The 22,612-nt window shown below is 32.1% G+C and carries 26 protein-coding genes; 3 read left to right on the forward strand and 23 right to left on the reverse strand.

Annotated elements, in window-relative coordinates; genetic code table 11:
- Window positions 1-16: 16 nt before the first annotated feature.
- The 19 genes from BUA21_RS07865 to BUA21_RS07955 form a co-directional block, all read right to left on the reverse strand.
- A complete protein-coding gene (locus BUA21_RS07865; RefSeq protein WP_072744262.1) occupies window positions 17-562 on the reverse strand; it encodes a 2-oxoacid:acceptor oxidoreductase family protein in 546 nt (181 codons plus the stop codon).
- Entirely contained in the window at window positions 563-1,309 is a 747-nt protein-coding gene (locus BUA21_RS07870; RefSeq protein ID WP_072744263.1) for a thiamine pyrophosphate-dependent enzyme, read from the reverse strand.
- The gene (locus tag BUA21_RS07875; RefSeq protein WP_072744264.1) at window positions 1,309-2,370 is read right to left on the reverse strand and encodes a 3-methyl-2-oxobutanoate dehydrogenase subunit VorB; all 1,062 of its coding nucleotides are present in this window, start codon (window positions 2,368-2,370) and stop codon (window positions 1,309-1,311) included. The genes BUA21_RS07870 and BUA21_RS07875 overlap by 1 nt, the downstream gene beginning before the upstream one ends.
- Window positions 2,371-2,392: 22 nt before the next feature.
- Window positions 2,393-2,620 (reverse strand): 4Fe-4S binding protein, encoded by a 228-nt coding sequence (locus BUA21_RS07880; protein WP_072744265.1) that lies wholly within the window; start codon window positions 2,618-2,620, stop codon window positions 2,393-2,395.
- A gap of 26 nt (window positions 2,621-2,646) precedes the next feature.
- On the reverse strand, window positions 2,647-3,321 hold the full coding sequence (locus tag BUA21_RS07885) for a nucleotide-binding protein (protein ID WP_072744266.1): 675 nt from the start codon (window positions 3,319-3,321) through the stop codon (window positions 2,647-2,649).
- Window positions 3,322-3,335: 14 nt separating this feature from the next.
- The gene (gene buk / locus BUA21_RS07890) at window positions 3,336-4,409 is read right to left on the reverse strand and encodes a butyrate kinase (protein WP_072744267.1); all 1,074 of its coding nucleotides are present in this window, start codon (window positions 4,407-4,409) and stop codon (window positions 3,336-3,338) included.
- A 14-nt stretch (window positions 4,410-4,423) separates the two neighbouring features.
- Entirely contained in the window at window positions 4,424-5,329 is a 906-nt protein-coding gene (gene ptb, locus BUA21_RS07895) for a phosphate butyryltransferase (RefSeq protein WP_072744268.1), read from the reverse strand.
- Window positions 5,329-6,414 (reverse strand): butyrate kinase, encoded by a 1,086-nt coding sequence (gene buk / locus BUA21_RS07900; protein ID WP_072744269.1) that lies wholly within the window; start codon window positions 6,412-6,414, stop codon window positions 5,329-5,331. The genes ptb and buk (BUA21_RS07900) overlap by 1 nt, the downstream gene beginning before the upstream one ends.
- A gap of 13 nt (window positions 6,415-6,427) precedes the next feature.
- Window positions 6,428-7,642: a CdaR family protein gene (locus tag BUA21_RS07905; protein WP_072744270.1), complete on the reverse strand. Its 1,215-nt coding sequence runs from the start codon at window positions 7,640-7,642 to the stop codon at window positions 6,428-6,430.
- The gene (gene cdaA / locus BUA21_RS07910; protein ID WP_234973695.1) at window positions 7,620-8,456 is read right to left on the reverse strand and encodes a diadenylate cyclase CdaA; all 837 of its coding nucleotides are present in this window, start codon (window positions 8,454-8,456) and stop codon (window positions 7,620-7,622) included. The genes BUA21_RS07905 and cdaA overlap by 23 nt, the downstream gene beginning before the upstream one ends.
- A gap of 139 nt (window positions 8,457-8,595) precedes the next feature.
- Window positions 8,596-9,789 (reverse strand): CapA family protein, encoded by a 1,194-nt coding sequence (locus BUA21_RS07915; protein WP_072744272.1) that lies wholly within the window; start codon window positions 9,787-9,789, stop codon window positions 8,596-8,598.
- A 62-nt stretch (window positions 9,790-9,851) separates the two neighbouring features.
- Window positions 9,852-10,568 carry a PrsW family intramembrane metalloprotease gene (locus tag BUA21_RS07920; RefSeq protein WP_233242565.1) on the reverse strand — a complete coding sequence of 239 codons (717 nt, stop codon included), beginning with the start codon at window positions 10,566-10,568 and terminating at the stop codon, window positions 9,852-9,854.
- Between the two features lie 53 nt (window positions 10,569-10,621).
- Window positions 10,622-12,334, reverse strand: a complete 1,713-nt coding sequence (gene ptsP / locus BUA21_RS07925; RefSeq protein WP_072744274.1) for a phosphoenolpyruvate--protein phosphotransferase — start codon at window positions 12,332-12,334, stop codon at window positions 10,622-10,624.
- Between the two features lie 13 nt (window positions 12,335-12,347).
- Window positions 12,348-12,611 (reverse strand): HPr family phosphocarrier protein, encoded by a 264-nt coding sequence (locus BUA21_RS07930; protein ID WP_072744275.1) that lies wholly within the window; start codon window positions 12,609-12,611, stop codon window positions 12,348-12,350.
- A gap of 24 nt (window positions 12,612-12,635) precedes the next feature.
- On the reverse strand, window positions 12,636-12,929 hold the full coding sequence (locus BUA21_RS07935; RefSeq protein WP_072744276.1) for a PTS fructose transporter subunit IIB: 294 nt from the start codon (window positions 12,927-12,929) through the stop codon (window positions 12,636-12,638).
- A 5-nt stretch (window positions 12,930-12,934) separates the two neighbouring features.
- Entirely contained in the window at window positions 12,935-14,854 is a 1,920-nt protein-coding gene (locus tag BUA21_RS07940) for a BglG family transcription antiterminator (protein WP_072744277.1), read from the reverse strand.
- Between the two features lie 195 nt (window positions 14,855-15,049).
- Window positions 15,050-15,595, reverse strand: a complete 546-nt coding sequence (locus BUA21_RS07945; RefSeq protein ID WP_072744278.1) for a rubrerythrin family protein — start codon at window positions 15,593-15,595, stop codon at window positions 15,050-15,052.
- Between the two features lie 72 nt (window positions 15,596-15,667).
- Window positions 15,668-17,419 carry an FAD-dependent oxidoreductase gene (locus BUA21_RS07950; RefSeq protein WP_072744279.1) on the reverse strand — a complete coding sequence of 584 codons (1,752 nt, stop codon included), beginning with the start codon at window positions 17,417-17,419 and terminating at the stop codon, window positions 15,668-15,670.
- Window positions 17,420-17,520: 101 nt separating this feature from the next.
- Complete coding sequence (locus tag BUA21_RS07955) at window positions 17,521-17,796, reverse strand: ArsR/SmtB family transcription factor (RefSeq protein ID WP_199228920.1); 276 nt, start codon at window positions 17,794-17,796, stop codon at window positions 17,521-17,523.
- Window positions 17,797-17,957: 161 nt separating this feature from the next.
- Between BUA21_RS07955 and BUA21_RS07960 the strand changes: the two genes are divergently transcribed.
- Window positions 17,958-18,155, forward strand: coding sequence for an alpha/beta-type small acid-soluble spore protein (locus BUA21_RS07960; RefSeq protein WP_072744281.1), 198 nt, complete (start codon window positions 17,958-17,960; stop codon window positions 18,153-18,155).
- Window positions 18,156-18,182: 27 nt separating this feature from the next.
- Here BUA21_RS07960 and BUA21_RS07965 read toward each other — a convergent pair whose 3' ends face one another.
- From BUA21_RS07965 to BUA21_RS07975, 3 genes are read right to left on the reverse strand one after another with little or no spacing between them, the layout of a single operon-like run.
- Entirely contained in the window at window positions 18,183-18,755 is a 573-nt protein-coding gene (locus BUA21_RS07965) for a manganese catalase family protein (protein WP_072744282.1), read from the reverse strand.
- 14 nt (window positions 18,756-18,769) lie between these two features.
- On the reverse strand, window positions 18,770-19,030 hold the full coding sequence (locus BUA21_RS07970) for a spore coat protein CotJB (protein WP_072744283.1): 261 nt from the start codon (window positions 19,028-19,030) through the stop codon (window positions 18,770-18,772).
- A 14-nt stretch (window positions 19,031-19,044) separates the two neighbouring features.
- Window positions 19,045-19,215, reverse strand: coding sequence for a spore coat associated protein CotJA (locus BUA21_RS07975; RefSeq protein ID WP_072744284.1), 171 nt, complete (start codon window positions 19,213-19,215; stop codon window positions 19,045-19,047).
- A gap of 148 nt (window positions 19,216-19,363) precedes the next feature.
- Here BUA21_RS07975 and BUA21_RS07980 point away from each other — a divergent pair, with 148 nt between their 5' ends.
- Window positions 19,364-19,600, forward strand: coding sequence for a FeoA family protein (locus tag BUA21_RS07980; protein WP_072744285.1), 237 nt, complete (start codon window positions 19,364-19,366; stop codon window positions 19,598-19,600).
- 4 nt (window positions 19,601-19,604) lie between these two features.
- Window positions 19,605-21,719, forward strand: coding sequence for a ferrous iron transport protein B (gene feoB / locus BUA21_RS07985; RefSeq protein ID WP_072744286.1), 2,115 nt, complete (start codon window positions 19,605-19,607; stop codon window positions 21,717-21,719).
- Window positions 21,720-21,774: 55 nt separating this feature from the next.
- Here feoB and dapF read toward each other — a convergent pair whose 3' ends face one another.
- Window positions 21,775-22,611: a diaminopimelate epimerase gene (gene dapF / locus BUA21_RS07990; RefSeq protein ID WP_072744287.1), complete on the reverse strand. Its 837-nt coding sequence runs from the start codon at window positions 22,609-22,611 to the stop codon at window positions 21,775-21,777.
- Window position 22,612 lies beyond the last annotated feature (1 nt).

Consider the following 22,612-nt stretch of genomic DNA (forward strand, 5'->3'; position numbering starts at 1 on the left):
GTTTATAAACTAATAATTATAATTGGCTTTTTATAGCTTCTGCTCCTCTTTTTATTGCTTTTTCATTTAAAGGCAAGAAGCGTGCTTTGCTTTCTCCAAATACTTTAGTGAAAGCTTCTAATATGGATTCAACTTTTACTAATTTTGTAGCTTCTAGATAAGCACCTAACATAACCATATTAGCTACTTTGTCATTTCCTAGTTCTATAGCTATTTCATTTACTGGAATATAGTATACATCAATATCTTCTCTTGTAGCTTTTTTATCTATAAGTGACGAGTTGATAAAAAGTTTTCCACCTGGTACTATGTCTTTTTCAAATTTATCCAAAGATGGCTTATTCATGACTACTGCTGAAGTAGCATCTACAACTACTGGAGAACCTACTGGTTCATCAGCTACTACAACACCACAGTTTGCAGTACCTCCACGCATTTCTGGCCCATATGATGGAAGCCAAGACACATTTTTGTCTTCAATCATTCCAGCATAAGTTATGAGTTGCCCCATAGCCATAACACCTTGTCCACCAAAACCTGCGAAAACTATTCTGCTCTCCATTTATTCCACCTCCTCTGGACTTCTTAAATTTCCTAGAGGATAATAAGGTATCATATTATCTTCCAACCATTTTAATGCTTCTACTGGTGTGTATCCCCAGTTAGTTGGACAAGCTGAAAGAACTTCTACTATACCAAAACCTTTTCCTTCTAATTGAGTTTGGAAACATTTCTTTATAGCTTGTTTTGCTTTTCTAACATTTGCAGGATTATTAACTGCTACCCTTTCAACAAATTGAGCTCCGTGAATAGTTGCTAACATTTCAGCCATTTTTAAAGGTCTACCACAATGAGCTTCATCTCTACCATAAGGTGCTGTAGTAGCTTTTTGTCCAACAAGAGTAGTTGGCGCCATTTGTCCACCTGTCATTCCATATATAGCATTGTTTATAAATATAGTTGAAATTTTTTCACCACGATGTGCAGCATGAACTATTTCAGCAGTACCTATAGAAGCCAAGTCTCCATCACCTTGATAAGTAAATACAAACTTATCTGGTTGTACTCTCTTAATACCTGTAGCTACAGCAGGTGCTCTGCCATGTGCAGCTTCATGCATATCACAATTAAAATAATTGTATGCTAATACTGAACAGCCTACTGGTGCAACTCCTATTGCATTGTCAAGAACTCCTAATTCTTCCAATGATTCGGCAACTAGTCTGTGAACTATACCATGAGTACATCCTGGACAATAGTGAGTTTGAACATCTGTTAGGCCTTTGGTTTTTTCAAATACTACTGCCATTATCTTTCACCTCCATAGATTTCCTTGACTTTGTCAATAATTTCTTTAGGAGTAGGAACCATTCCACCAGTTCTTCCATAGAAATATACTGGGAATTTTCCATTTACAGCAATTTTGACATCGTCTACCATTTGTCCTGTGTTCATTTCTACAGTCAATATTCCCTTACATTTATCATTTATCTTGTTAAACTCATCATATGGATATGGCCATAAGGAAATAGGTCTTATAAGTCCTACCTTATATCCTTCTTTTTCTAACTGTGCAATAGCTGTCTTTGCAATTCTTGATGTAGTTCCATAAGCAGCTATAACCACGTCTGCATCTTCTACATTATATGATTCTACTTTTACTTCATTTTCTCTAATTTCCTTATATTTAGCTTGAAGTTTTTTATTGTGCTCTTCTAGAGCTTCTGCAGCTAAATATAGTGAGTTTATAATATTTGGTTTTCTTTTTCCACCTGTACCTGTTGTAGCCCAATCTTTTGGAGGTAAATTTCTCTTCTTAGGTTCTTTAAATTCAACCGGCTCCATCATTTGACCAATCATTCCATCTCCAAGTATCATAACTGGATTTCTATATTGATCAGCTATATCAAATCCTTCTATAATCAAATCTACTAGTTCTTGTACATTTGAAGGCGCAAGAACTACAAGTTTATAATCACCATTTCCTCCACCTCTAGTTGCTTGGAAATAATCAGTTTGTGAAGGTTGAATACTTCCTAAACCTGGTCCACCTCTCATTATATTAACTATAAGACAAGGCAATTCTGCTCCTGCGATATAGGAAATCCCTTCTTGTTTCAATGAAATTCCTGGGCTTGATGATGATGTCATAACTCTTGCACCTGACCCAGCAGCTCCATAAACCATATTTATAGCAGCAATTTCACTTTCTGCTTGTAAAAAACATCCACCTATCTTTGGCAATTCCCTAGACATATACTCAGGCAATTCGCTTTGAGGTGTTATTGGATAACCAAAAAAGTACTTACAACCTGCTTCAATAGCAGCGGCTCCAATAGCTTCATTTCCCTTCATGAGAACTTTAGCCATAGTTAAACCCTCCTCTTTTTTATTATTCAGTAATTCTTTCAACTGTAATGACTACATCTGGACACATAGTAGCACAACTAGCACAACCTATACACTTGTCCATTTCTTTCACTGTAGCAGGGTGATACCCTTTTGCATTTATCTTTTCTTGATCTAATGATATGATCTTCATCGGACATACTGAAACACATAGTCCACAACCCTTGCAAATGTTTTCATCAAATGTAACCTTTCCTCTTGCTTTAGGCACTTTAATATCCCTCCTTAAATAAAATTTTAAAGCATCCAATCTTCCCTCATGTATAATTTAATAGGAAAGATTTCACCTTCTAAATCTTCTGGAAGTTTTTTAGCAACATCTTCTAATGCAACTATATATTTAATTGGTATATCTAGCTTTTGAGAAAGCTCTGATGCCAATTTCTGGCCCTTCATAACATCTTCAACTGTTGTACTCTTTAGCATATGGGTATTGTTGATAATTCCTGTAACTTTAGCTCTTGCAATACCTTCTATACCATTTAGGTATCCTACTGCCTTTTCTACAGTACTAGTTTCAGGTCTATTTGCATTTAATACATAGTACATTTCATATTCTCCATCTTTAAGCAATTCATGATAACGTCCTAATACTCTGGCACCCGCTGGATCTCCTCCTACATCTAATATTGTATCAAATGTACTATCTTCCAATGGACCATAAGCTTCTGCTGAAATAGCAGGAATGTCTACTGCAGAAGCTTTTATGGAACTAGAAATAACTTTGATACCTAATTCATTCAATATCTCTTCTTTTTCTCTACTTCTAAAATACAAATTTACCACATCTAAATCAACCAATGCAACTTTTTTGCCTTCTTTGGCCAATTTCACAGCATAGTTTATACTAAATTCAGTTTTGCCACTACCATAGTGACCAATTATGATTCTGATTCTATTTTCCTTTGACATATTTTCACCTTATTCTATAAGTATTCTTTTGGACTTTCTTCTCCCCTTAGAACTCTAAGTCCTCCTTCTGCCAAAGCTGTCAATTCATCTTCTCCAGGATAAATATATACATTAGAGATAAACTCTACTCTATCTTTTATCCAATCAATAAACATCTTGTCATAAGCTATTCCACCTGTGATAAGTATTCCATCTACATCGCCTTTAAGCACTGCTGCACAACTGCCAATTTCTTTAGCGACTTGATAAGCCATTGCTTCATAAACTAATTTTGCTTCTTCATTTCCATTTTCAATCATTTTATCTACTTCTCTTGCATCATTTGTTCCAAGATAAGAAACCAATCCACCATTTCCTTTTACCTTTTTCATCATTTCATCAAGAGTGTATTTTCCTGAATAACAAAGCCTAATTAAATCTCCAACTGGAAGACCGCCTGAACGCTCTGGTGAAAATGGTCCTTCCCCATCAAGAGCATTGCTTACATCTATTATTCTACCTTTTCTATGAGCACCTACAGATATTCCTCCACCCAAGTGAGCTACTATAAGATTCATTTCTTCATATTTTTTCTCTTGTTTAGATGCATGTTTTCTTGCTATGGCCTTTTGATTTAGAGCATGTACTACACTTTTTCTCTTTATATCAGCCATTCCTGAAATTCTTGCTATATCTTCCATTTCATCAACAACTGTTGGATCTACTATATAAGAAGGTTTGCCTATTGTTGCAGCAATTTCATGTGCAATTATGCCTCCAAGATTTGAAGCATGTTGTCCTTGTACACCAATCCTTAAATCCTCCAACATTTTTTCATTAACACTATATGTTCCACCTTCTATAGGTTTTAACATTCCTCCTCTACCTACTACTGCGCTTAAAGATTCAATTTCTATTCCATTCTTCTTTAAAGACTCAACTATTATATTTTTTCTAAATTCATACTGATCATATATCTTTTCATATTTAGATAATTCTTCAGTAGAATGTCTAAGAGTTTCTTCAAATATTGTATTTTCATTTTCAAATACAGCAATTTTAGTAGAAGTACTACCTGGATTTATAACTAAAAGTCTATAGATTTCCATTTAATATCTCCTTTCTAATTCTTTGATGCCATTAGAACACCTAATGCAATAGAATATAATTTTGCTTCTTCAGTATCAGAACGAGATGTCAAAACTATTGGAGCACTTGTTCCTACTATAAGTCCTGCATTTTTTGCTCCTGCAAAAAATGTTAATGATTTGTACAATACATTTCCAGCTTCTATATTAGGTACAACCAATATATCTGCATCTCCAGCTACAGGACTGTCTATTCCTTTGTGTTTTGCTGCCTCTTTTGATATTGCATTGTCTAATGCCAAAGGTCCACCAACTATACAGTCTGTTATTTCTCCATTTTTATTCATATCTTCCAATTCTTTGGCATGGACAGTTGCTTCCATCTTAGGGGAAACCTTTTCCCTTGCACATACTATAGCAACTTTTGGATTATCTATATCTAAACTATGTGCAAAAGATACAGCATTTTCTACTATTTCTTTCTTTTGATTTAAATCAGGATGTATATTCATAGCAGCATCAGTTATAGTAAGTATTTTTTCATATGTTGGTACACTAAATACAGCCACATGACTTATAACTTTTCCAGTTCTAAGCCCAATTTCACTATCTAGAACTTGCTTCATGATAATAGCTGTATCTATAATGCCTTTCATGACTACATCAGCACTTCCTGAGCTGACAAGACTTACAGCTTTTCTACAAGCTAAAACATTATCCACTTCATCTATAACTTCAAATTGTGCTAAATCTAATCCTACCTCCTTTGCAACTTTCTCAATTTCTTTCTTGTCTCCTACCAATATTGCATCTGCAATTCCTAGTTCTTTTGCTTTTTTTACAGCCAAAAGTACTTCTCTGTCCTGAGCCACTGCAACTGCTAATTTCTTTGGCCCCTTCTTTTTTGCCAATTCCAATAAGTCATCAAAGCCTTTTGCCATTAGTATAACACCTCATTTTCATAAATTTTTTCATTTTCTTCTCCTTTAAGAACTCTTAAAACTCCCTCATTCAGTGCTTTCATTTCATCTTCTCCTGGATAAACCACTACTTCTGCAATAAATCCTACCATATTCTTTATTATATCTACTAAATACTCTGAATAAGCTAGTCCACCTGTAAGTATGATATTATCTACTTTACCTTCTAGAGCTGTTGCCATAGCTCCTATTTCTTTTCCTATTTGATAAGCCATTGCACTATAAATCAATTGTGCATACTCATCACCATTTTTTATTCTTTCTTCTATTTCTCTTCCATCTGTAGTTCCAAGATAAGATACTAATCCACCTTTTCCTTTTATTTTTATTTTCATTTCATCAAAAGTATATTTTCCTGAATAACAGAGTCGCACCAAGTCTCCTACCGGAAGACTTCCTGTTCTTTCAGGCGAAAATGGTCCCATTTCACTAGCATTGTTTGCATCCACTATTTTGCCAAGTTTAACTGGAGATACTGATATTCCTCCACCTAAATGAGCTACAACAAGATTTAATTCACTTAAATCTTTTCCAAGTTCTTCAGCTCTTCTATGAGATACTGCCTTAATATTTAAAGCATGTACTAAAGATCTTCTTTCTATTTCCTTAAGTCCAGAAATCCTAGCTATGTCTTCAAACTCATCGACAGCCACTGGATCTACTATAAAGGATTTAATTTTCTCACCATCTGCAATACCTTTTGCTAAAATTCCACCTAAATTTGAAGCATGTTCACCTTGTATCCCTATTTTTAAATCCTCTATCATCTTTTCAGTAACAACATAAGTTCCACCAGGTATAGATCTAAGTAATCCTCCTCTACCTACTACTGCTATTAAAGAAGATGTACTTATGCCTTCAGATTGTAACCATTCATATATTAAATTTAATCTATAATCATATTGATCTGGAATTTTCTTGTATTTTTCCAATTCCCTAGCACTGTGTTCAATTTTTTTCACCTTAATCATTTCTTTTCCTTTATAAATAGCAACTTTTGTAGAAGTAGAACCTGGATTTATAGCTAGCACATACTCTCTATTCATACTTTCACTCCTTCTATTCTTTTTTCAAGGTAACTCTTATACTAGATGGTGAAATACTTTCTAGCTTAGATCCTTGCAAATCTCCTATATTTATTTTTACATCATAAGTCCCTTCACCCAATCCATTTAAATCTATTTCTGGAGAAATAGATTCTTTAGTTATTACATTTAGGATTGCCTCAGGGCCTTTAAGGGTAATAACTATATTCCCATAGGAGTCAGCATCTTCAGCAGTTAAATCTACACTTAAATTTTTAATATTTATTTCATTAAAATTATATTCAAAAGTCTTAGTTTCAATTTTTTCTAAATTTAGTTTAACACTTATTTTTTGCTCTGGATTTAATAGTTCTACTCCTTCAGGCAATATCAAATTTACATCAACAGAGCGCTTATCCATAAGTTCATTTACATCAACGGGACTCGTTTTAATAGAATTAATACTACCAATTAAATCTCCATATCCTTTTATATCTACACGACTTGGTGAAACACCAAGATTAGTTATTTCAACATCACTTGGAAATTCTCCTTCTGTTTGAATTTCAATTGGTACGGATTTTGTTCTATATACAGGAATGTAAATATCTACTCTATTTGGATCTTTTTCCACGCCTCTTACTTCATTTCCTCCATCATCTACTAGCTTAATAGGAACTGTAATATTTATATCGCTGGTCCTTTCCGAGACATCTACAATTGCCAATACTTCAGAGACAGAATTGACCCAACTTTTAGGACCTTTCAAAAAGACTAATTGAGGTTTTACTTCAGCTTCTCCAATACTATAGCCATTTGGAAGCTTGCCATTGGTTTTTATTGTAACTTTCTTTCCCTCAGATACAATTTTTTCAAAGACAAAAGGTACTTCCTTTGGACTATAATCTACCAATTCTACCTTACTTGGAACCTCTAAATAAATGGGAACTTTCTTGGTTCCCTCTGAATATCCACTTAAATCAATTTTTGCCACAATATCTTTATCTCTGATTTTTAGAACATCACTTCTTCTACCTGAAACTTTTACATTCACTTTTACTTCTTGTGGTTCCATTAAAACTATGCCTGAACGATCTAAAGTCTCTAAATTTCTAAAAGCAACATCCACATTTTTATATTCTTTTGTTATTCTAGGATTGACATCATTCATTACATAGCTCCATAAAATAATAGCTATGACTAAGGCAAAAATCTTGACAGTCAGATCACTCTTCTTCTCCTTGTTCATCTTTCCGCCTCCACTTTATTAAAAAACTTTGTCTCTGCTCTTTAGGTTTATATAAATCTAAAAGTATTTGCTTCAATGTCTTCACATCCAAATACCTTGCTAAACTTCCATTTTCAGCTACAGATATAGCCCCTGTTTCTTCTGAAACAACAATAGCTAAACAATCAGATTTTTCCGAAACTCCCAAAGCCGCTCTATGTCTAGTACCTAGCTCCTTACTCAAAGACATGTTATCCGTTAAGGGCAAGAAACATCCAGCTGCTTTAACTATATCTTCCTTTATTACTACTGCTCCATCATGTAGCGGTGTATTGGGTATAAATATATTTATAAGTAAGCCACTAGATATTTTCCCATCTATTCTAGTTCCAGTTTCTACAACTTCATTCAATCCAGTTTCCCTTTCCATAACTATAAGTGCTCCAATTTTTTGTCTAGAAAGTGAAGCAACAGCATCTACTATTTCATCTACAGCCTCATTTACATTCTCATCTTTTATCTCCATAAAAGATTTAGTAAAAAATCTACTTCTCCCCAAATATTCCAAAGCTCTTCTAAGTTCGGGTTGAAACACAATAAGGATTGCAAGGACCCCAACAGTCATAGTTTTTTCTAATATCCAATAAACTGTATAGAGTTCAAGCCATTCGCTTATTTTAGTAGCAACAAATAAAACTAAGATTCCTTTAGTCAATTGTTCTGCTCTAGTTTCTCTTATAAGCATAAACAATTTATAAAAAGCAAAGGCAACTATTAAAATATCTATTATGTCTCTAATTCTAATATTTAGAAACAATTCTTTTAAATATTGCAAGGCCCCACACATCCTTATATTCTATTTTAGCATAACACAATATAATTCTATTATATAACAAATAATTGTTAAATTAAATAAATACAGATGAAAATTAATAATATATATATTAATTTTTATTAATTAAAAAAGTCAGATATTATTGCTGACTGACTTTTTTCATTGTATTTTCATAAGATTCCTTAATTTTCGTCAAAATTTCCTGATTGGTTTCTTTATCTATAAATTCATCAATAGGTATTATTTCATATTTAGCTTTCCCATCAATATTATATTTTTTAACCCATGTAGGTATATATTTAACGTTTTTAATAATAGTCTCGCCTTTGGCAAAATCCTTTTCCACTTCTATATTTATCATGATTCCATCTTCTGTATACTTGTTTTTTATAGTTTCTCTTCGCTGATTTGACAAAAAATTTCCCAGGGAATATATGATAAAATTATCTTTTCCACCATATTCTACAATTTCCGTCTTTTGAATAACATGAGGATGACTGCCAAATACTATATTTGCACCCCATTCTACCATTTTTCTTCCCAATTTCATTTGCTCTTCTGAAGGCTCCATTTGATATTCGTTTCCCCAATGAATAAACACAACTACTATATCTGAACCCATTTCCTTCAATTTATATATATCCTTTTTTATCTTGTCCTCATCTATGATATTTATCATATAACTCAATTCTTCTTGTGACAATGTACATTCCATTCCATTGCAACCATAAGTATAAGAAAGTAAACCTATATTTATATCATTAACTTTTTCAATGAGTAATGGTTCGTTTTTTTCACGATAAGTTCCAATATTTTTAAGTCCAATTGTTTCAATATTATCTATGGTTGATAAAAGGCCATTTTTTCCTTGATCTAATGCATGGTTATTCGCCGTAGACAATATATCAAATCCTGCATAAGATAATGCTTCTAAAGATTCCATAGGTGAATTGAAATTTGGATATCCCTTAAATCCTATATTTTCCCCAGCTGTAACTGTTTCAAAATTTACCAATGCTAAATCTGCAGCTTCTACATATTTTTTTACATATTTAAAATTATCTTTGAAATCATAAGCATGTGTACTTGAATCATAAGCTCCCTTTATTTGAGGAGCATGAAACATAACATCCCCTGCTGCCAATATAGTCGCAGTGGTCTTTCTATCTTCAATTGGCTTTTCTTTTTCAATTTTTTTTTCTTCTTCATGGGAAATCATATCATTGCTTGTCTCATCTTTAGGAACAGAGTTCATATAAAAAGAATAGTAAAGAGAAGAGAAAAGCAATATCAACAATAAAGCAAATATAATATATATTTTTTTATTTTTCATAAAGTTCTCCTTAAAATGTTTCATACTAATATTTTACACTTAAAATACATTTTCTTCAACATCTATTCTCTTTCTCTTTTTTCTCCTCTAAATCTAGATTTAGAATCATATAAATACTTGCTAAGCCTTCTTTCATTTAGCCACCATAAATATACAACATAAGGCAAAAATATTATGGTCAATTGGGGAATATTGGCCATGAGTATAAAATCAAATATACCATGAAAAATAATTGGCATATATAATGATTTTCTATAGTTTCTTTTCTTTCTTCCCTCCTCTTGGCTAAATTTTGCTAATGATAAATAATATCCCATAGTCACAGCAAATACACCATGAGCTGGAACTGAAAGTACTCCTCTGTAAAGCCCAATATATGGATTATAGCTATATCTATATACCACATATATCACATTTTCTACTGTAGCAAATCCCATAGATGAAAACACAGAATAAACTATCCCATCTAATTTTTCATTAAAATATTTTGTTTTATATGCAGTTTTCAATACTACTAATCTTTTAAAATACTCTTCCGTAAATCCCGCTACTATAAAAGCGGTATAGAAAGCTCCAAATACACCAGGAAATACATTGAAATAGCTTAAAAATTGTTCTACAAAAATAGTTGGAATAACTGCCAATGCGCCCAATATGTAAGTTAAAAGAAGGGTTTTTAAAGGTTCTCTATCATATCTATCACTTAAATATATACCTACTATTATAGCTATTGCTGGTGTTATTGCAATGATAAATAATCTCGCATTCAAAAAATTCACCTCCACATTCTACTTAATAGTATTTGATTTTTTTAAAAAAATAACCCCAAGCATTAATGCTTGAAGGTTATTTTTTCATCTATATATTGTTTAACTTGTAGAGGGGTTTCTAAATTTAAAACTTCTTCAATCATATTTTCCATTTCAACTTTCGAAATGTTTTTAATTGTATATCTTGCTTTCAGTATAGAAGAAGCACTCATACTAAATTCATCAAGTCCCATTCCTAAAAGTATCGGAATAAGCCTTTCATCTCCAGCAGCTTCTCCACACATACCTACCCAAATTCCTTCTTTATGACCATTTTCTATAGTCATTTTGATAAGTCTAAGCACTGCTGGATGGTATTGGCTGTATAAGTAAGATATGTTTTCATTTCCTCTATCTACTGCAAGAGTATATTGAATAAGGTCATTTGTTCCTATGCTGAAGAAATCCACTTCCTTGGCAAAAACATCAGATTGTATTGCTGCAGAAGGTATTTCAACCATTATCCCCACTTCTATATTTTCATTAAATGGAATATTTTCAGCTCTTAATTCACTTTTCATTTCTTCAAGAATTTGCTTTGCATCCCTAAATTCTTTTAAGTTAGATACCATAGGGAACATTATCTTTACATTTCCATATGCACTAGCTCTCAATATAGCTCTCAATTGAACTTTAAATATATCTACTCTATCTAAACAAAGTCTAATAGCTCTATAGCCTAAAAATGGATTCATTTCTTTTGGCATTTCTAGATATGGTAGTTCCTTATCCCCACCTACATCAAGAGTTCTAATAACTAGTGGCCTTCCTTCTAATTTTTCTGCTACAATTTTATAGGATTTAAATTGTTCTTCTTCTGTAGGTAGTTTATCTCTGTCCATATATAAGAATTCTGTTCTATACAGTCCTACTCCTTCTCCGCCATTTTCAATTACTTTATCTATATCCTTTGGAGTACCTATATTGCCAGCAATTTCAACCTTATGATCATCTTTTGAAATACTTTTACTATTTTTTAATTCTTTCAATTTATTTTTAAATTCTTCAAATGCTTTTCTTTTTTCTTTATAAGCATTTATTTCATCTTGAGTTGGATTTATAATTATGGTTCCTTCATCTCCATCAATGATGATTATGTCATTGCTTTTAACTGCTTTTGTTATATCTTTTACTCCAACAACTGCAGGAAGCTCTAAGGTTCTAGCCATAATAGAAGTATGGGATGTTCTACCTCCAACTTCGGTTACAAAGCCAAGTACCTTATCTTTTCTCATCTGAGCAGTATCAGATGGAGCTAAATCTTTTGAAACAATAATGCATTCTTCTTCTAAAGTAGATAAACTTATATTTTCTATACCCATCAAATTGTTTATAAGCCTTTTAGATATATCTTTTATATCAGCAGCTCTTTCTTTTAAATATTCATTGTCCATATTTTCTAATATAGAAATATAATTATTTGAGGCTTCTTGAACTCCCCATTCTGCATTTACATTTTCATCTTCTATTTTTCCTTTTATAAGACCAATAAATTCTGGATCTTCTAGCATCAGTTTATGAGCAGAAAATATTTCAGCCTCTTTTTCTCCTAAATTTTTTAAAGCATACTCATGAATAGATTTAACTTCCTTTAAACTCTTTTCAATAGCATCATTTAATTTAGCTATTTCATCAGAGCTGCTTTCTATGTTTTTCTTTTCAACTTTTATTTCTATTTCTTCCTTTAAAAATACTTTCCCAATAGAAATACCGGGAGACACTCCTATACCCTTCATGGTATACTACCCCCTATTCTCCAAATTTACTATTTACCAATCCTACCAATGCCTTTACTGCCTCTTTTTCATCTTTTCCATCTGCAATTATAGTTATAGTTGTTCCCATAGCTGCACCCATACTTAATATTCCCATGATACTTTTTGCATTATATTGTTTTCCATCTTTTTCAACCTTTACATCTGATGCATATTTAGAAGCTTCTTTAACAAATAAACTTGCTGGTCTAGCATGTAAACCTGTTTCATTTTTCAACACTGCTGTTTCTTTATACATTTAAATTCCTCCCATTTTGTTTATTTAAATTATTTTTTTAATAATATCTTCAGAATTGTTTATTATATCTTTACAACTTACATATATTTTTGACAATCCTTCAAATCTTTCTATATTATCAATGGGCATGTCATTGGTTAGAATTACAGCCACTGCTTCTTTGATGTCTTTTGCCCCTATAACATCACTTTGTATTTCTCCTTGTGTCTCTACTTTTATATCTATTCTTAGTTTATCTGCTGACTTTAACAATGCTTCCTTTGCCAAATGAGTATATACAAGCCCCAATGGGCATGAGGTTACAGCTAATATTTTCACAATCCTCACCTTCTTGACAAATATCTATATATTTCTTCACTTGAATTCAATATTCTTATATCATTTAAAATTTTTTCATCATCTAATATCTTGTAAAATTCAGAAAAAAAGTTCTGCATATTAAGCTTTGAATCTTCCTTAAAGGCCAACATAAAAACCAAATCTACATCGTTTTCTCCCCATTGAACTGGTTTTTCCAATATAGCTAAAGCTATTACAGGCCTTTTTACATATTTTTGATTTCCATGAGGTATTGCAACACCTTTTCCTATAGCTGTAGATGTGATTTTTTCTCTTTCAAATACTTCTTCTAAAAAAGCTGGTTCTATATACCCATATTTCAACATGTAATCGCCAAGTACATTAATTACCTCTTCTCTAGTTTTTAAATTTAGTTTTGGAAATATAAGAGAAGGACTAAAAAATATACCTAATGTATCATCTAGTATTTTCTTATCTGGCTTTCTTATTCCTTCTATATTTTTAATCCATTTTTTAATTTTTTCTATATCTTTTTCTTCTACAAATGGACTTATCTGAACAACAGGCTTTAAAGAATATTCAAAAGGTACTGTTGAAATAACTATATCAAAATTTTTGTTTTCAATATTTTCTACCTCATGTAGCGAAATTACATCTACTATATCTAAATTGGGAATGGCTTTCCCAAGTCTTACAGATACTAATTGAGAAGTCCCTACACCACTTGAACAAACAATTATAGCTTTTGTATTTATTTTCTGTCTTTCCAATGCAGCACCAATGTGAATGGCAATATATCCTATTTCATCTTCATTCACTTTATATCCATAATACTTTTCAAACAATACACTGCTTGCCCAGCTTGCTCCAAAAATACTTGGATAGTTCTTTTTTATCTCAGGTAATAAAGGATTTTTTATAACAAGATCATATTTAAACCTGTTGACAGTAGGTTCCAAATGAAGAGCTAATCCTATCAATAGTGCTTTATCATTGCTCAAATCAACTGACAAAATATTTCCTATAAGTTCTATTATTTCCATAGATAATTTAACTACATCTTTATCTAAAATGGATAGAAGTCTTTCATCATCATACCTATAATCTCTTTGAATTTTAGAACCTAATATATGCATAGTTATATAACATATTTCATTTTCAGGTATACAAGCTGCAAATTCAGTCTCAAGTTTTTCAACTATATATTTTGCTATACTGTATTCTCTATGAGATTTAAGCTCATCCTTTTTTTCACAATCCAATTTAATACTCTTATTTTGTCTAACCCTTTCAACAGAAATAGCTATATGAAAAATTAAACTAGACATTGATTCATCAGTAAAAAAAAAGTCCATTTGTCTTTCAGATTCCAATAAAAGTTCCCTTATAAAATTCAAACTGTTTTGAGAAAACACATCTCTATCTTCCTTAAATACTTCTGTAACAAGTTTTCTAAAATCGCTTTCACTACCTATTATTTCTACTCCATAATTTTGTTTTCTTAAAATAGATAAATTATATCTTTTTATATCTTCCTCTATTTTATTTATATCCTTAAATATTGTTATTCTACTTACATAAAGCTCTTCAGAAAGTTCTTCCATGGTAATAGGGTTTTGACATTTTAACAATTCTTTCAAAATATACAGTTGTCTCTCTTTAGGCGAAAAAGGCTCTACATATCTATTAATTTCATTAAACATTTTTCTTAATTCATTTTCTCTATCATCATCTATCTCAATCCAAATTCCAACTCTGGGTTTTCTTACAATGCTACCGTATTTATTTTCTTTAAGGTAAATATTTATTTCATCCAAATCATTTCTAATTGTCCTGTTTGAAACTTTAAGCTTAATTTCCATTTCTCTTATTGTCATAGGTCGGGTGCTATTTAAAAGTATCTTAATTATTTCTACCCATCTCTCTTTAAAAATACTATCCATCATGACACCCCACATATCAGTATAATCTGGCAATTAGTATACATTTTCATTCTTTATACTTGTATGATACCATACAATAACGTTATTTACTACTTTAAAAAGGTACTTTTTTGTCGTCAATTAATGCGGCAATAAGTTACTAATTTGAATATGAAAAACTCTAGGAAAGTCCTAGAGTTTTTATGACAAATCAATTTAATATTTTATAAACATTTCTTTCTTTGCGCCACAAATTGGACATTTGTCTGGAGCTCCATTTGCCTCTACATATCCACAAATTGGACAAACATAAACTTCACTGAAATCTACATCTTTTCCTCCGTCTACCGCTTCTTTGGCTTCACTATACAAATTAGCATGAACTTTTTCTGCTTCTATAGCAAATTTCATAGATTGAATTGCTGCTTTTTCATTTTGCAACTCTGCAACAGCTATATAAGCTGGATACATTTGTTCTACTTCGAAATTTTCTCCATTTATAGCCCCTTGTAGATTTTCAGAAGTAGTTCCTAAACCAAATCCTGCTCCAGCAGTAACTTGAAAGTCGCCACTTTCATCTTTCATAGCTTTAAAATGTCCTGTAGCATGAACTTGTTCTGCAAAGGAAATAGCTTTAAAAAGTCTTCCTACATTTGGGAATCCTTCTTTTTCTGCTTTGTTTGCCCAAACTAAATATCTCATATGCGCTTGGCTTTCACCGCCAAAAGCTGAGCGTAAATTTTGCGCTGTCATTGCGTTCATGTGAAATTCCCCCTTTAGTTTTATAATTTCCTTTTTATTTTTACCCAAAGACAATTTACATAAACATTTTTGCTAGCCTTCTACATTAATTTTTATATCTCCTTGATCAGTATATTCTACCTCTCCTTTGAAAGTCCCATTGCCACAATTATCTAAATCATCATCTTTGCAGAATAAATTTTTATAGGTTGTAAACCCGCCACAGAAATTCTTTACTTTGAAACCATTTTGTTTTAATATTCTAGCTCCTATATATCCTCTAAGACCTATAGCACAATATATTATTATAGTTTTATCTTTATCTAACTCATCCATTCTATCTCTCAATTCATCCAGTGGAATATTTATTGAGCCTTCAACATATCCTATTTCTCTTTCCACTTCTTCTCTCACATCTAATATGATGATTTTTTCTTTGTCTAAATCCTTTATTTCATTCCAAAGAATTGGCTCTACATCACCATTCAATATATTTTCTGCTACAAATCCAGACATATTTACAGGATCTTTAGCTGATGAATATGGTGGTGCATAAGCTAGTTCCAATTCTTTTAAATCATAGATAGTTCCGCCAAATCGAATAGCAGTAGCCAATACATCTATTCTCTTATCTACTCCATCATATCCAACTATTTGAGCACCTAATACTTTGCCTTTCAAGTCAAAAATAAGCTTTATTGTAAGAGGCAATGCTTGTGGATAATATCCTGCGTGTGATTTTGTATGAATAAAAGAAATTAAATAATCTTCTTTATATTTCTTTCCCAATCTATTTAATGTCTTCTCATTGTTTCCTGTAGTTGCCACAGTTATATCAAATATTTTAGCTACACTGGTTCCTTGAGTACCATTATATTTTTCATTTCTTCCTGCTATATTACCAGCTACAATTCTTCCCTGCTTATTAGCTGGACCAGCTAGAGGAACCATGGTTTTGTTTTCATTGACAAAATCCACTACTTCTATAGCATCTCCAAGAGCATAAATATTTCTATCAGAAGTTCTTAAATATTCATCAACTACTATACCGCCTCTCTCATTTACATCCAAACCAGCATCCTTTGCCAATTGACTATTTGGCCTTACGCCTATTGACAATATGACCAAATCTGTCTCAATACTAATTCCACTTTGCAAAATTACATATGTTTTGCCATCTTTGTATTCAAACTTTTTCACTCCATCACCTAAATGGAGTTCCCCACCCTTTGACTCAATATGTTCATGGACTATTTCCGCCATTTCAAAATCAAGAGGTGCCATAACCTGATTCAACATTTCTACTATAGAAACTTCAAGTCCAAGTGCATGCAAGTTTTCAGCCATTTCAAGGCCTATAAATCCTCCACCAACTACTACAGCTTTTTTAGGACACTTTTTCTCGACATATCCTTTTATAGTATCTGTATCGGGTATATTCCAAAGGCTAAAAATGTTTGGTGCATCAATCCCCGGAATTGGTGTTTTTAAAGGTGTAGAACCAGGAGACAATACTAAAATATCATAGGATTCCCTATAAATATTCCCTGTATTTAAGTCATTTACTTCAACTTCTTTATCATCTCTGTATATTTTAAGCACTTCGTTTTTTGTCCTTACATCAATATTAAATCTCTTTTTCATAGCTTCTGGTTTCTGTACCAACAGTGCATCTCTTGATTCAATAGTTCCACCTATATAATAAGGAAGACCACAATTTGCAAAAGAAATATATTCACCTCTTTCAAACAATATTATCTCCACATCTTCATCTAATCTTCTAAGCCTAGCTACAGTAGTAGCTCCACCAGCTACCCCACCTACTACTAAAACCTTTTTTGACATTTTGTTTTCCCCTTTCATCATATAATTTAAATATGTAGATATTGCGATATATTGAGCGCAAAACAATTTGTTAAATATGTGACAAATTAAAATATAAAAAATTAAAATAAAGCTTTTATTATTTTTTTTACATCTTCATTCACTACACTATAATAAATTTCAGTACCTTCTCTTTTCCCTTCTATGATTCCAGCTGCTCTCAATTTAGCTAGATGCTGAGAAACTGTTGATTGAGGAGCTTCTAAACAATTTTGCATTTCAGTTACATTTTTTTCTCCTTCAATCATTAATCTTCTAACTATACAAAGTCTTACTGGATGTGATATAGCTTTTAGTATTTCTGCTTTTTCTTCTAACAATTTTTTATCTGGGTTCATTGTTTGCATCCTCTCTTTATCCTTATATTTATATAATATGATATATGAATATAAAAGTCAACAGTAGTTTTCCTGAAAATATTTTTTCTATTTTATTCCTAGTATTGTATCGAATATAATGCAAAAAATACATACAAGTCTAAAAAATAAGGAGTGATAAAATGAAGAAAATTGATCCCAATGCAAGAGTAGGACTTGAGCAATTTAAAGCTGAAATGAGTAAGGAATTAGGTCTTGATATTACCCAAGACAAAACTATAGATAATACTAAAAATATTTTTTATGGAGGAAAAATTGGAGGATTGATGACTAGAAAATTGGTGGAAATGGGAGAAGAAAATTTAACAGATAAAGAATAGCCCCAATTTTGGGGCTATTTCCTATTTTTAATAGTATTTCTTCCTATTCATTTCTTCTTGAACAATTTGTAGTGTTTCTCCAAACCTTTGAAAATGAACTATTTCTCTTTGTCTTAAAAAACTTAAGGCTTCATTTACTCCTGGGTCATCACTAACTCTAATCAAATATTCATAAGTAGCTCTTGCTTTTTCTTCTGCTGCCATATCTTCATGTAAATCTGCTATAGGATCTGCTTTAGATTGTATATATGCTGCAGTCCAAGCCTCTCCTGCTGCACTGTGTGGAAAAGGACTCTTTCCATGATTTACATAATGGGCTTCAAAAGGTGTGCCTTTTATTGCTTCTTCTGGTGCATCTTTTACCAATTTCCATACTATAGTTCCGATAATTTCCCAATGGGCTAGTTCTTCGGTGCCTATATCTGTCAATGTGGCTTTTCCCTGATTTGTGGGCATAGTCCATCTTTGTGTTAAATATCTAATTCCTGCTGACAATTCTCCATCAGGCCCTCCAAATTGTTCTATGATCATGGCAGCTAAAGTAGGATTGCATGTGTCAACTCTAACTGGATATTGAAGTTTTTTTTCATAAATCCACATATTCTGACCTCCTTCTAGCAAAGGCTAAAATCAAATTCCCAAGGCCAAGGTTCATTTATATATGCCCAAGGACATTGACTCATTTCATGATTTGTCAAAGGCCCATACTTTGCCTGGTAAATAGATTCTAACTCTTTAAGTTTTTGAGAGTAGGTATTGTGCAATCGAAGAGCCCTTTCATCAGTAGGATGAGTATTTAAATACAAGGCTGTCTCCAGTACTACAAAATCTACTTCCATAATTTCTCTTAATGAACATACTTGTTCTCTATCCATATAAAACACCTCCATCAATATCTCTTACCATATTTATAAGGTTTATATAGCTCAGGAAACAACGTCCCTCTTTTAAGGGCTTCTTCTTTAGAATACACTTGATTCATAAATTGAAATGGCACATAAGCTCTAGCTAGAGAGCTATCTGGCCTTACAGACTCTTCATAGCCATAATTTCTGTTCATTTCTACTCCTCCTTTATTTCTTTGCACTACATAATACGTTAAAACGCCAACAAAAGTTCCTTATATACTTTTGAACTTTTAATGTATTTCTACATATAATGGCAATAGTACAATTTCTAAAAATCAAACTTTTTAAGGAGGTAATTTTATGATTCCATTGTGTAATTTACTTGTAGGAAAATCCGGAGTAGTAACAACTCTTTTAAGCGAAGGAGAATCTAGAAGAAGATTTTTAGATTTAGGTCTCACTCCAAATACAATCGTTAAAGCTGAAAGGTTGAGTCCATCTGGCAATCCTATAGCTTTCAATATAAGAGGAACAATCATAGCTTTGAGATTGGAAGAAGCTAAAAAAGTTTTAGTGGAAACTGTAGATTGGAGATGATATTATGGGACTTACTCATGAATCCAGTGGATTAAATTTGATAAAAGAAGAATATATAGAAGAAGAAATAGAGAAAACCGTTGTCGCATTGTCAGGAAATCCAAATACAGGCAAAAGCACACTATTCAACTATCTTACAGGTTTAAAACAACACACAGGAAACTGGCCTGGAAAAACAGTTTCCAATGCCAAGGGACATTTTGAATACTTGGATGAAGAGTACTTATTAGTAGATTTGCCAGGAACCTATTCAATATTGGCAAATTCAGAAGAAGAGGAAATAGCTAGAGATTTCATCTGTTTTGGAAATCCTAAAATAACTGTAGTAGTTGTAGATGCTACAAGTCTTGAGAGAAATCTAAACTTAGTGCTCCAGATAATGGAGATAACTGACAATACAATAGTTTCATTAAATCTAATAGATGAAGCAAAGAGAAAAGGCATAGAAATTGATGTAGAAAAACTGGAAAATTATTTAGGAATACCTGTGATTCCAACTGTAGCTAGAGATGGAACAGGAGTTTCCCGATTAATAGAAACAATTTATGCTATTGACAATCTACAGATTAAACCAAATCCCAACAAAGTTAAATATGATAAGGAAATTGAAGAACTCATAAATAATATAGAAAATATACTCTCAAACTATTTAAATGAAAATTATAATTTAAGGTGGATTGCACTGAGGCTTATGGATGGAGACAAAAACATGAGAAAACATTTAGAAGAAATACTCCTTTCAAATAAATTTTATGAAAACCCACTTGAAAAAATAGATTCACTTTTAGAAGAATTTGAAAATATCGGAGATTCTATTGTTACTTCTATATATAAAAATGCAGAAGAAATTGCTAAAGAAGTAGTAAAAGTAAAAAATGAAAAAAAAGTCAATTGGGATAAAAAAATAGATGACATTCTTACAAATAAAATAACAGGATACCCTATTATGATTTTGCTACTTGGAATCATCTTTTGGATAACTATAGTTGGTGCAAATTACCCTTCAGATTTGCTAGCAAAAGGTCTTTTTGCACTAGAAGATAAATTAACTTTTCTCTTTTCTAAATGGAATTCCCCCGATTGGCTACATGGAATATTAATACTTGGCGTATACAAGACTCTAGCCTGGGTCATATCTGTAATGCTTCCTCCTATGGCAATATTCTTCCCATTATTCACACTTCTTGAAGATTTAGGATACTTACCAAGAGTAGCTTTCAATTTAGACAATTCTTTTAGAAAAGCTGGAACTCATGGAAAACAAGCACTAACTATGAGTATGGGATTTGGATGCAATGCTGCTGGTATAATAGCTTGTAGAATAATTGATTCTCCAAGAGAAAAATTAATAGCCATGATAACAAACAATTTTGTTCCGTGTAATGGGAGATTTCCTATAATTATAGCAATGTCTACAATATTTATAGGAAGACTTTTTAACAAAAGATTGGGATCTTTTATAGCTGCTATCTCTGTAGTATGTGTAATACTCATAGGAATATTAGTGACACTACTGATTTCAAAATTTTTGTCAAAAACTTTTTTAAAGGGTATGGCATCCTCGTTTACATTGGAACTTCCTCCTTATAGAAAACCTCAAATAGGTAGGATACTCATTAGAAGTCTCATAGATAGGACACTATTTGTCCTAAGTAGAGCTATAATAGTAGCCGCTCCAGCAGGAGCCATCACTTGGATATTTGCCAATATAAATATAAATGGAATGAGCATTTTAAATAGATGCGCTACATTTTTAGACCCTTTTGGATTACTGCTAGGGCTTGATGGTCTCATTCTCATGGCTTTTATTTTAGGACTGCCAGCAAATGAAATAGTACTTCCTATACTCATCATGGGATATATGTCTGAAGGAACAATGATGGAACTTGAAAGTACAGAAGCCTTGAGAACACTATTATTAGATAATGGATGGACTTTCATCACTGGTATCAACTTCATGCTATTTTCACTACTTCATTTTCCTTGTGGTACAACACTCATGACTATGAAAAGAGAAACCAATGGATATAAATGGCCTCTTTTTACATTTATCTTAACTACCAGTATAGCAATACTAGTCACCTTCACAGTAAATATGATTTCAAAATTATTCATCTAAAAAATAAAGTCCATGATATTGAAACTAGTTAAAAACTAGCTTCAATATCATGGACTTATATATTGAAAAATTCTCCCATACAAATAGTGTTTGCACTACCTTTCATATATATTTCATAATCATCCTTTAGTTCTATTCGAAGAGAGCCGCCTTCAGTCACTACATTTACTATACTATCTAATTTCCCAATCATGTAGCCTATAACTACACTAGCACAAGAACCAGTTCCACATCCTAGGGTTCTTCCTGCTCCTCTTTCCCAAGTATAAATATTTATATTTCTTCTATCAACTACTTCAATAAAATTCACATTTGTCTTTTTAGGAAACATGGGATGAACCTCAATTTTCCCGCCCAATTCATTTACATCTATATTATCAATACTATCTACAAATATAACTACATGAGGAACTCCTACAAGTACCGAAGAAAAGACCAAATCTCTTTCATCAATATTTATTGTCTCCAATATAGCTTTTTCACGATCTATATCTACAGGTATCTTTTCACTTTTAAATATTGGATATCCCATGTTTACTTTTACATACATTACCTTATCATTTTTGTCAGTATCAAGAACTATATTCTTAATGCCTGCAAGGGTTTCTACTGTAAAATTTTTTTCTCCAACTAAACCATTTTCATATACATACTTTGAAAAGCATCTTATACCATTTCCACACATTTCTCCTATAGAACCATCTGAATTGTAATAGATCATCTTCACATCCGCTACAGAACTCTTTTTACAAACCATTATACCATCTGCGCCTACACTGAAATGTCTATCACAGACCTTTTTAGCCAAATTTGCATAATCATCAATATCATACATAAATCCATTAAATATGACAAAGTCATTTCCCGCTGCTTCCATTTTAGCAAACTTCATA

This window comes from Sporanaerobacter acetigenes DSM 13106, from assembly GCF_900130025.1.
Taxonomy (GTDB): Bacteria; Bacillota; Clostridia; order Tissierellales; family Sporanaerobacteraceae; genus Sporanaerobacter; species Sporanaerobacter acetigenes.

What these genes read in the sequence shown, in the direction of transcription:
- BUA21_RS07865 (WP_072744262.1), bottom strand. Translation starts at nt 562, where the DNA reads ATGGAGAGCAGAATAGTTTTCGCAGGTTTTGGTGGACAAGGTGTTATG.
- BUA21_RS07870 (WP_072744263.1), bottom strand. Translation starts at nt 1,309, where the DNA reads ATGGCAGTAGTATTTGAAAAAACCAAAGGCCTAACAGATGTTCAAACT.
- BUA21_RS07875 (WP_072744264.1), bottom strand. Translation starts at nt 2,370, where the DNA reads ATGGCTAAAGTTCTCATGAAGGGAAATGAAGCTATTGGAGCCGCTGCT.
- BUA21_RS07885 (WP_072744266.1), bottom strand. Translation starts at nt 3,321, where the DNA reads ATGTCAAAGGAAAATAGAATCAGAATCATAATTGGTCACTATGGTAGT.
- buk (WP_072744267.1), bottom strand. Translation starts at nt 4,409, where the DNA reads ATGGAAATCTATAGACTTTTAGTTATAAATCCAGGTAGTACTTCTACT.
- ptb (WP_072744268.1), bottom strand. Translation starts at nt 5,329, where the DNA reads ATGGCAAAAGGCTTTGATGACTTATTGGAATTGGCAAAAAAGAAGGGG.
- buk (WP_072744269.1), bottom strand. Translation starts at nt 6,414, where the DNA reads ATGAATAGAGAGTATGTGCTAGCTATAAATCCAGGTTCTACTTCTACA.
- BUA21_RS07905 (WP_072744270.1), bottom strand. Translation starts at nt 7,642, where the DNA reads ATGAACAAGGAGAAGAAGAGTGATCTGACTGTCAAGATTTTTGCCTTA.
- BUA21_RS07915 (WP_072744272.1), bottom strand. Translation starts at nt 9,789, where the DNA reads ATGAAAAATAAAAAAATATATATTATATTTGCTTTATTGTTGATATTG.
- ptsP (WP_072744274.1), bottom strand. Translation starts at nt 12,334, where the DNA reads ATGAAGGGTATAGGAGTGTCTCCCGGTATTTCTATTGGGAAAGTATTT.
- BUA21_RS07930 (WP_072744275.1), bottom strand. Translation starts at nt 12,611, where the DNA reads ATGTATAAAGAAACAGCAGTGTTGAAAAATGAAACAGGTTTACATGCT.
- BUA21_RS07940 (WP_072744277.1), bottom strand. Translation starts at nt 14,854, where the DNA reads ATGGATAGTATTTTTAAAGAGAGATGGGTAGAAATAATTAAGATACTT.
- BUA21_RS07945 (WP_072744278.1), bottom strand. Translation starts at nt 15,595, where the DNA reads ATGAACGCAATGACAGCGCAAAATTTACGCTCAGCTTTTGGCGGTGAA.
- BUA21_RS07950 (WP_072744279.1), bottom strand. Translation starts at nt 17,419, where the DNA reads ATGTCAAAAAAGGTTTTAGTAGTAGGTGGGGTAGCTGGTGGAGCTACT.
- BUA21_RS07955 (WP_199228920.1), bottom strand. Translation starts at nt 17,796, where the DNA reads ATGAACCCAGATAAAAAATTGTTAGAAGAAAAAGCAGAAATACTAAAA.
- BUA21_RS07960 (WP_072744281.1), top strand. Translation starts at nt 17,958, where the DNA reads ATGAAGAAAATTGATCCCAATGCAAGAGTAGGACTTGAGCAATTTAAA.
- BUA21_RS07965 (WP_072744282.1), bottom strand. Translation starts at nt 18,755, where the DNA reads ATGTGGATTTATGAAAAAAAACTTCAATATCCAGTTAGAGTTGACACA.
- BUA21_RS07970 (WP_072744283.1), bottom strand. Translation starts at nt 19,030, where the DNA reads ATGGATAGAGAACAAGTATGTTCATTAAGAGAAATTATGGAAGTAGAT.
- BUA21_RS07975 (WP_072744284.1), bottom strand. Translation starts at nt 19,215, where the DNA reads ATGAACAGAAATTATGGCTATGAAGAGTCTGTAAGGCCAGATAGCTCT.
- BUA21_RS07980 (WP_072744285.1), top strand. Translation starts at nt 19,364, where the DNA reads ATGATTCCATTGTGTAATTTACTTGTAGGAAAATCCGGAGTAGTAACA.
- feoB (WP_072744286.1), top strand. Translation starts at nt 19,605, where the DNA reads ATGGGACTTACTCATGAATCCAGTGGATTAAATTTGATAAAAGAAGAA.
- dapF (WP_072744287.1), bottom strand. Translation starts at nt 22,611, where the DNA reads ATGAAGTTTGCTAAAATGGAAGCAGCGGGAAATGACTTTGTCATATTT.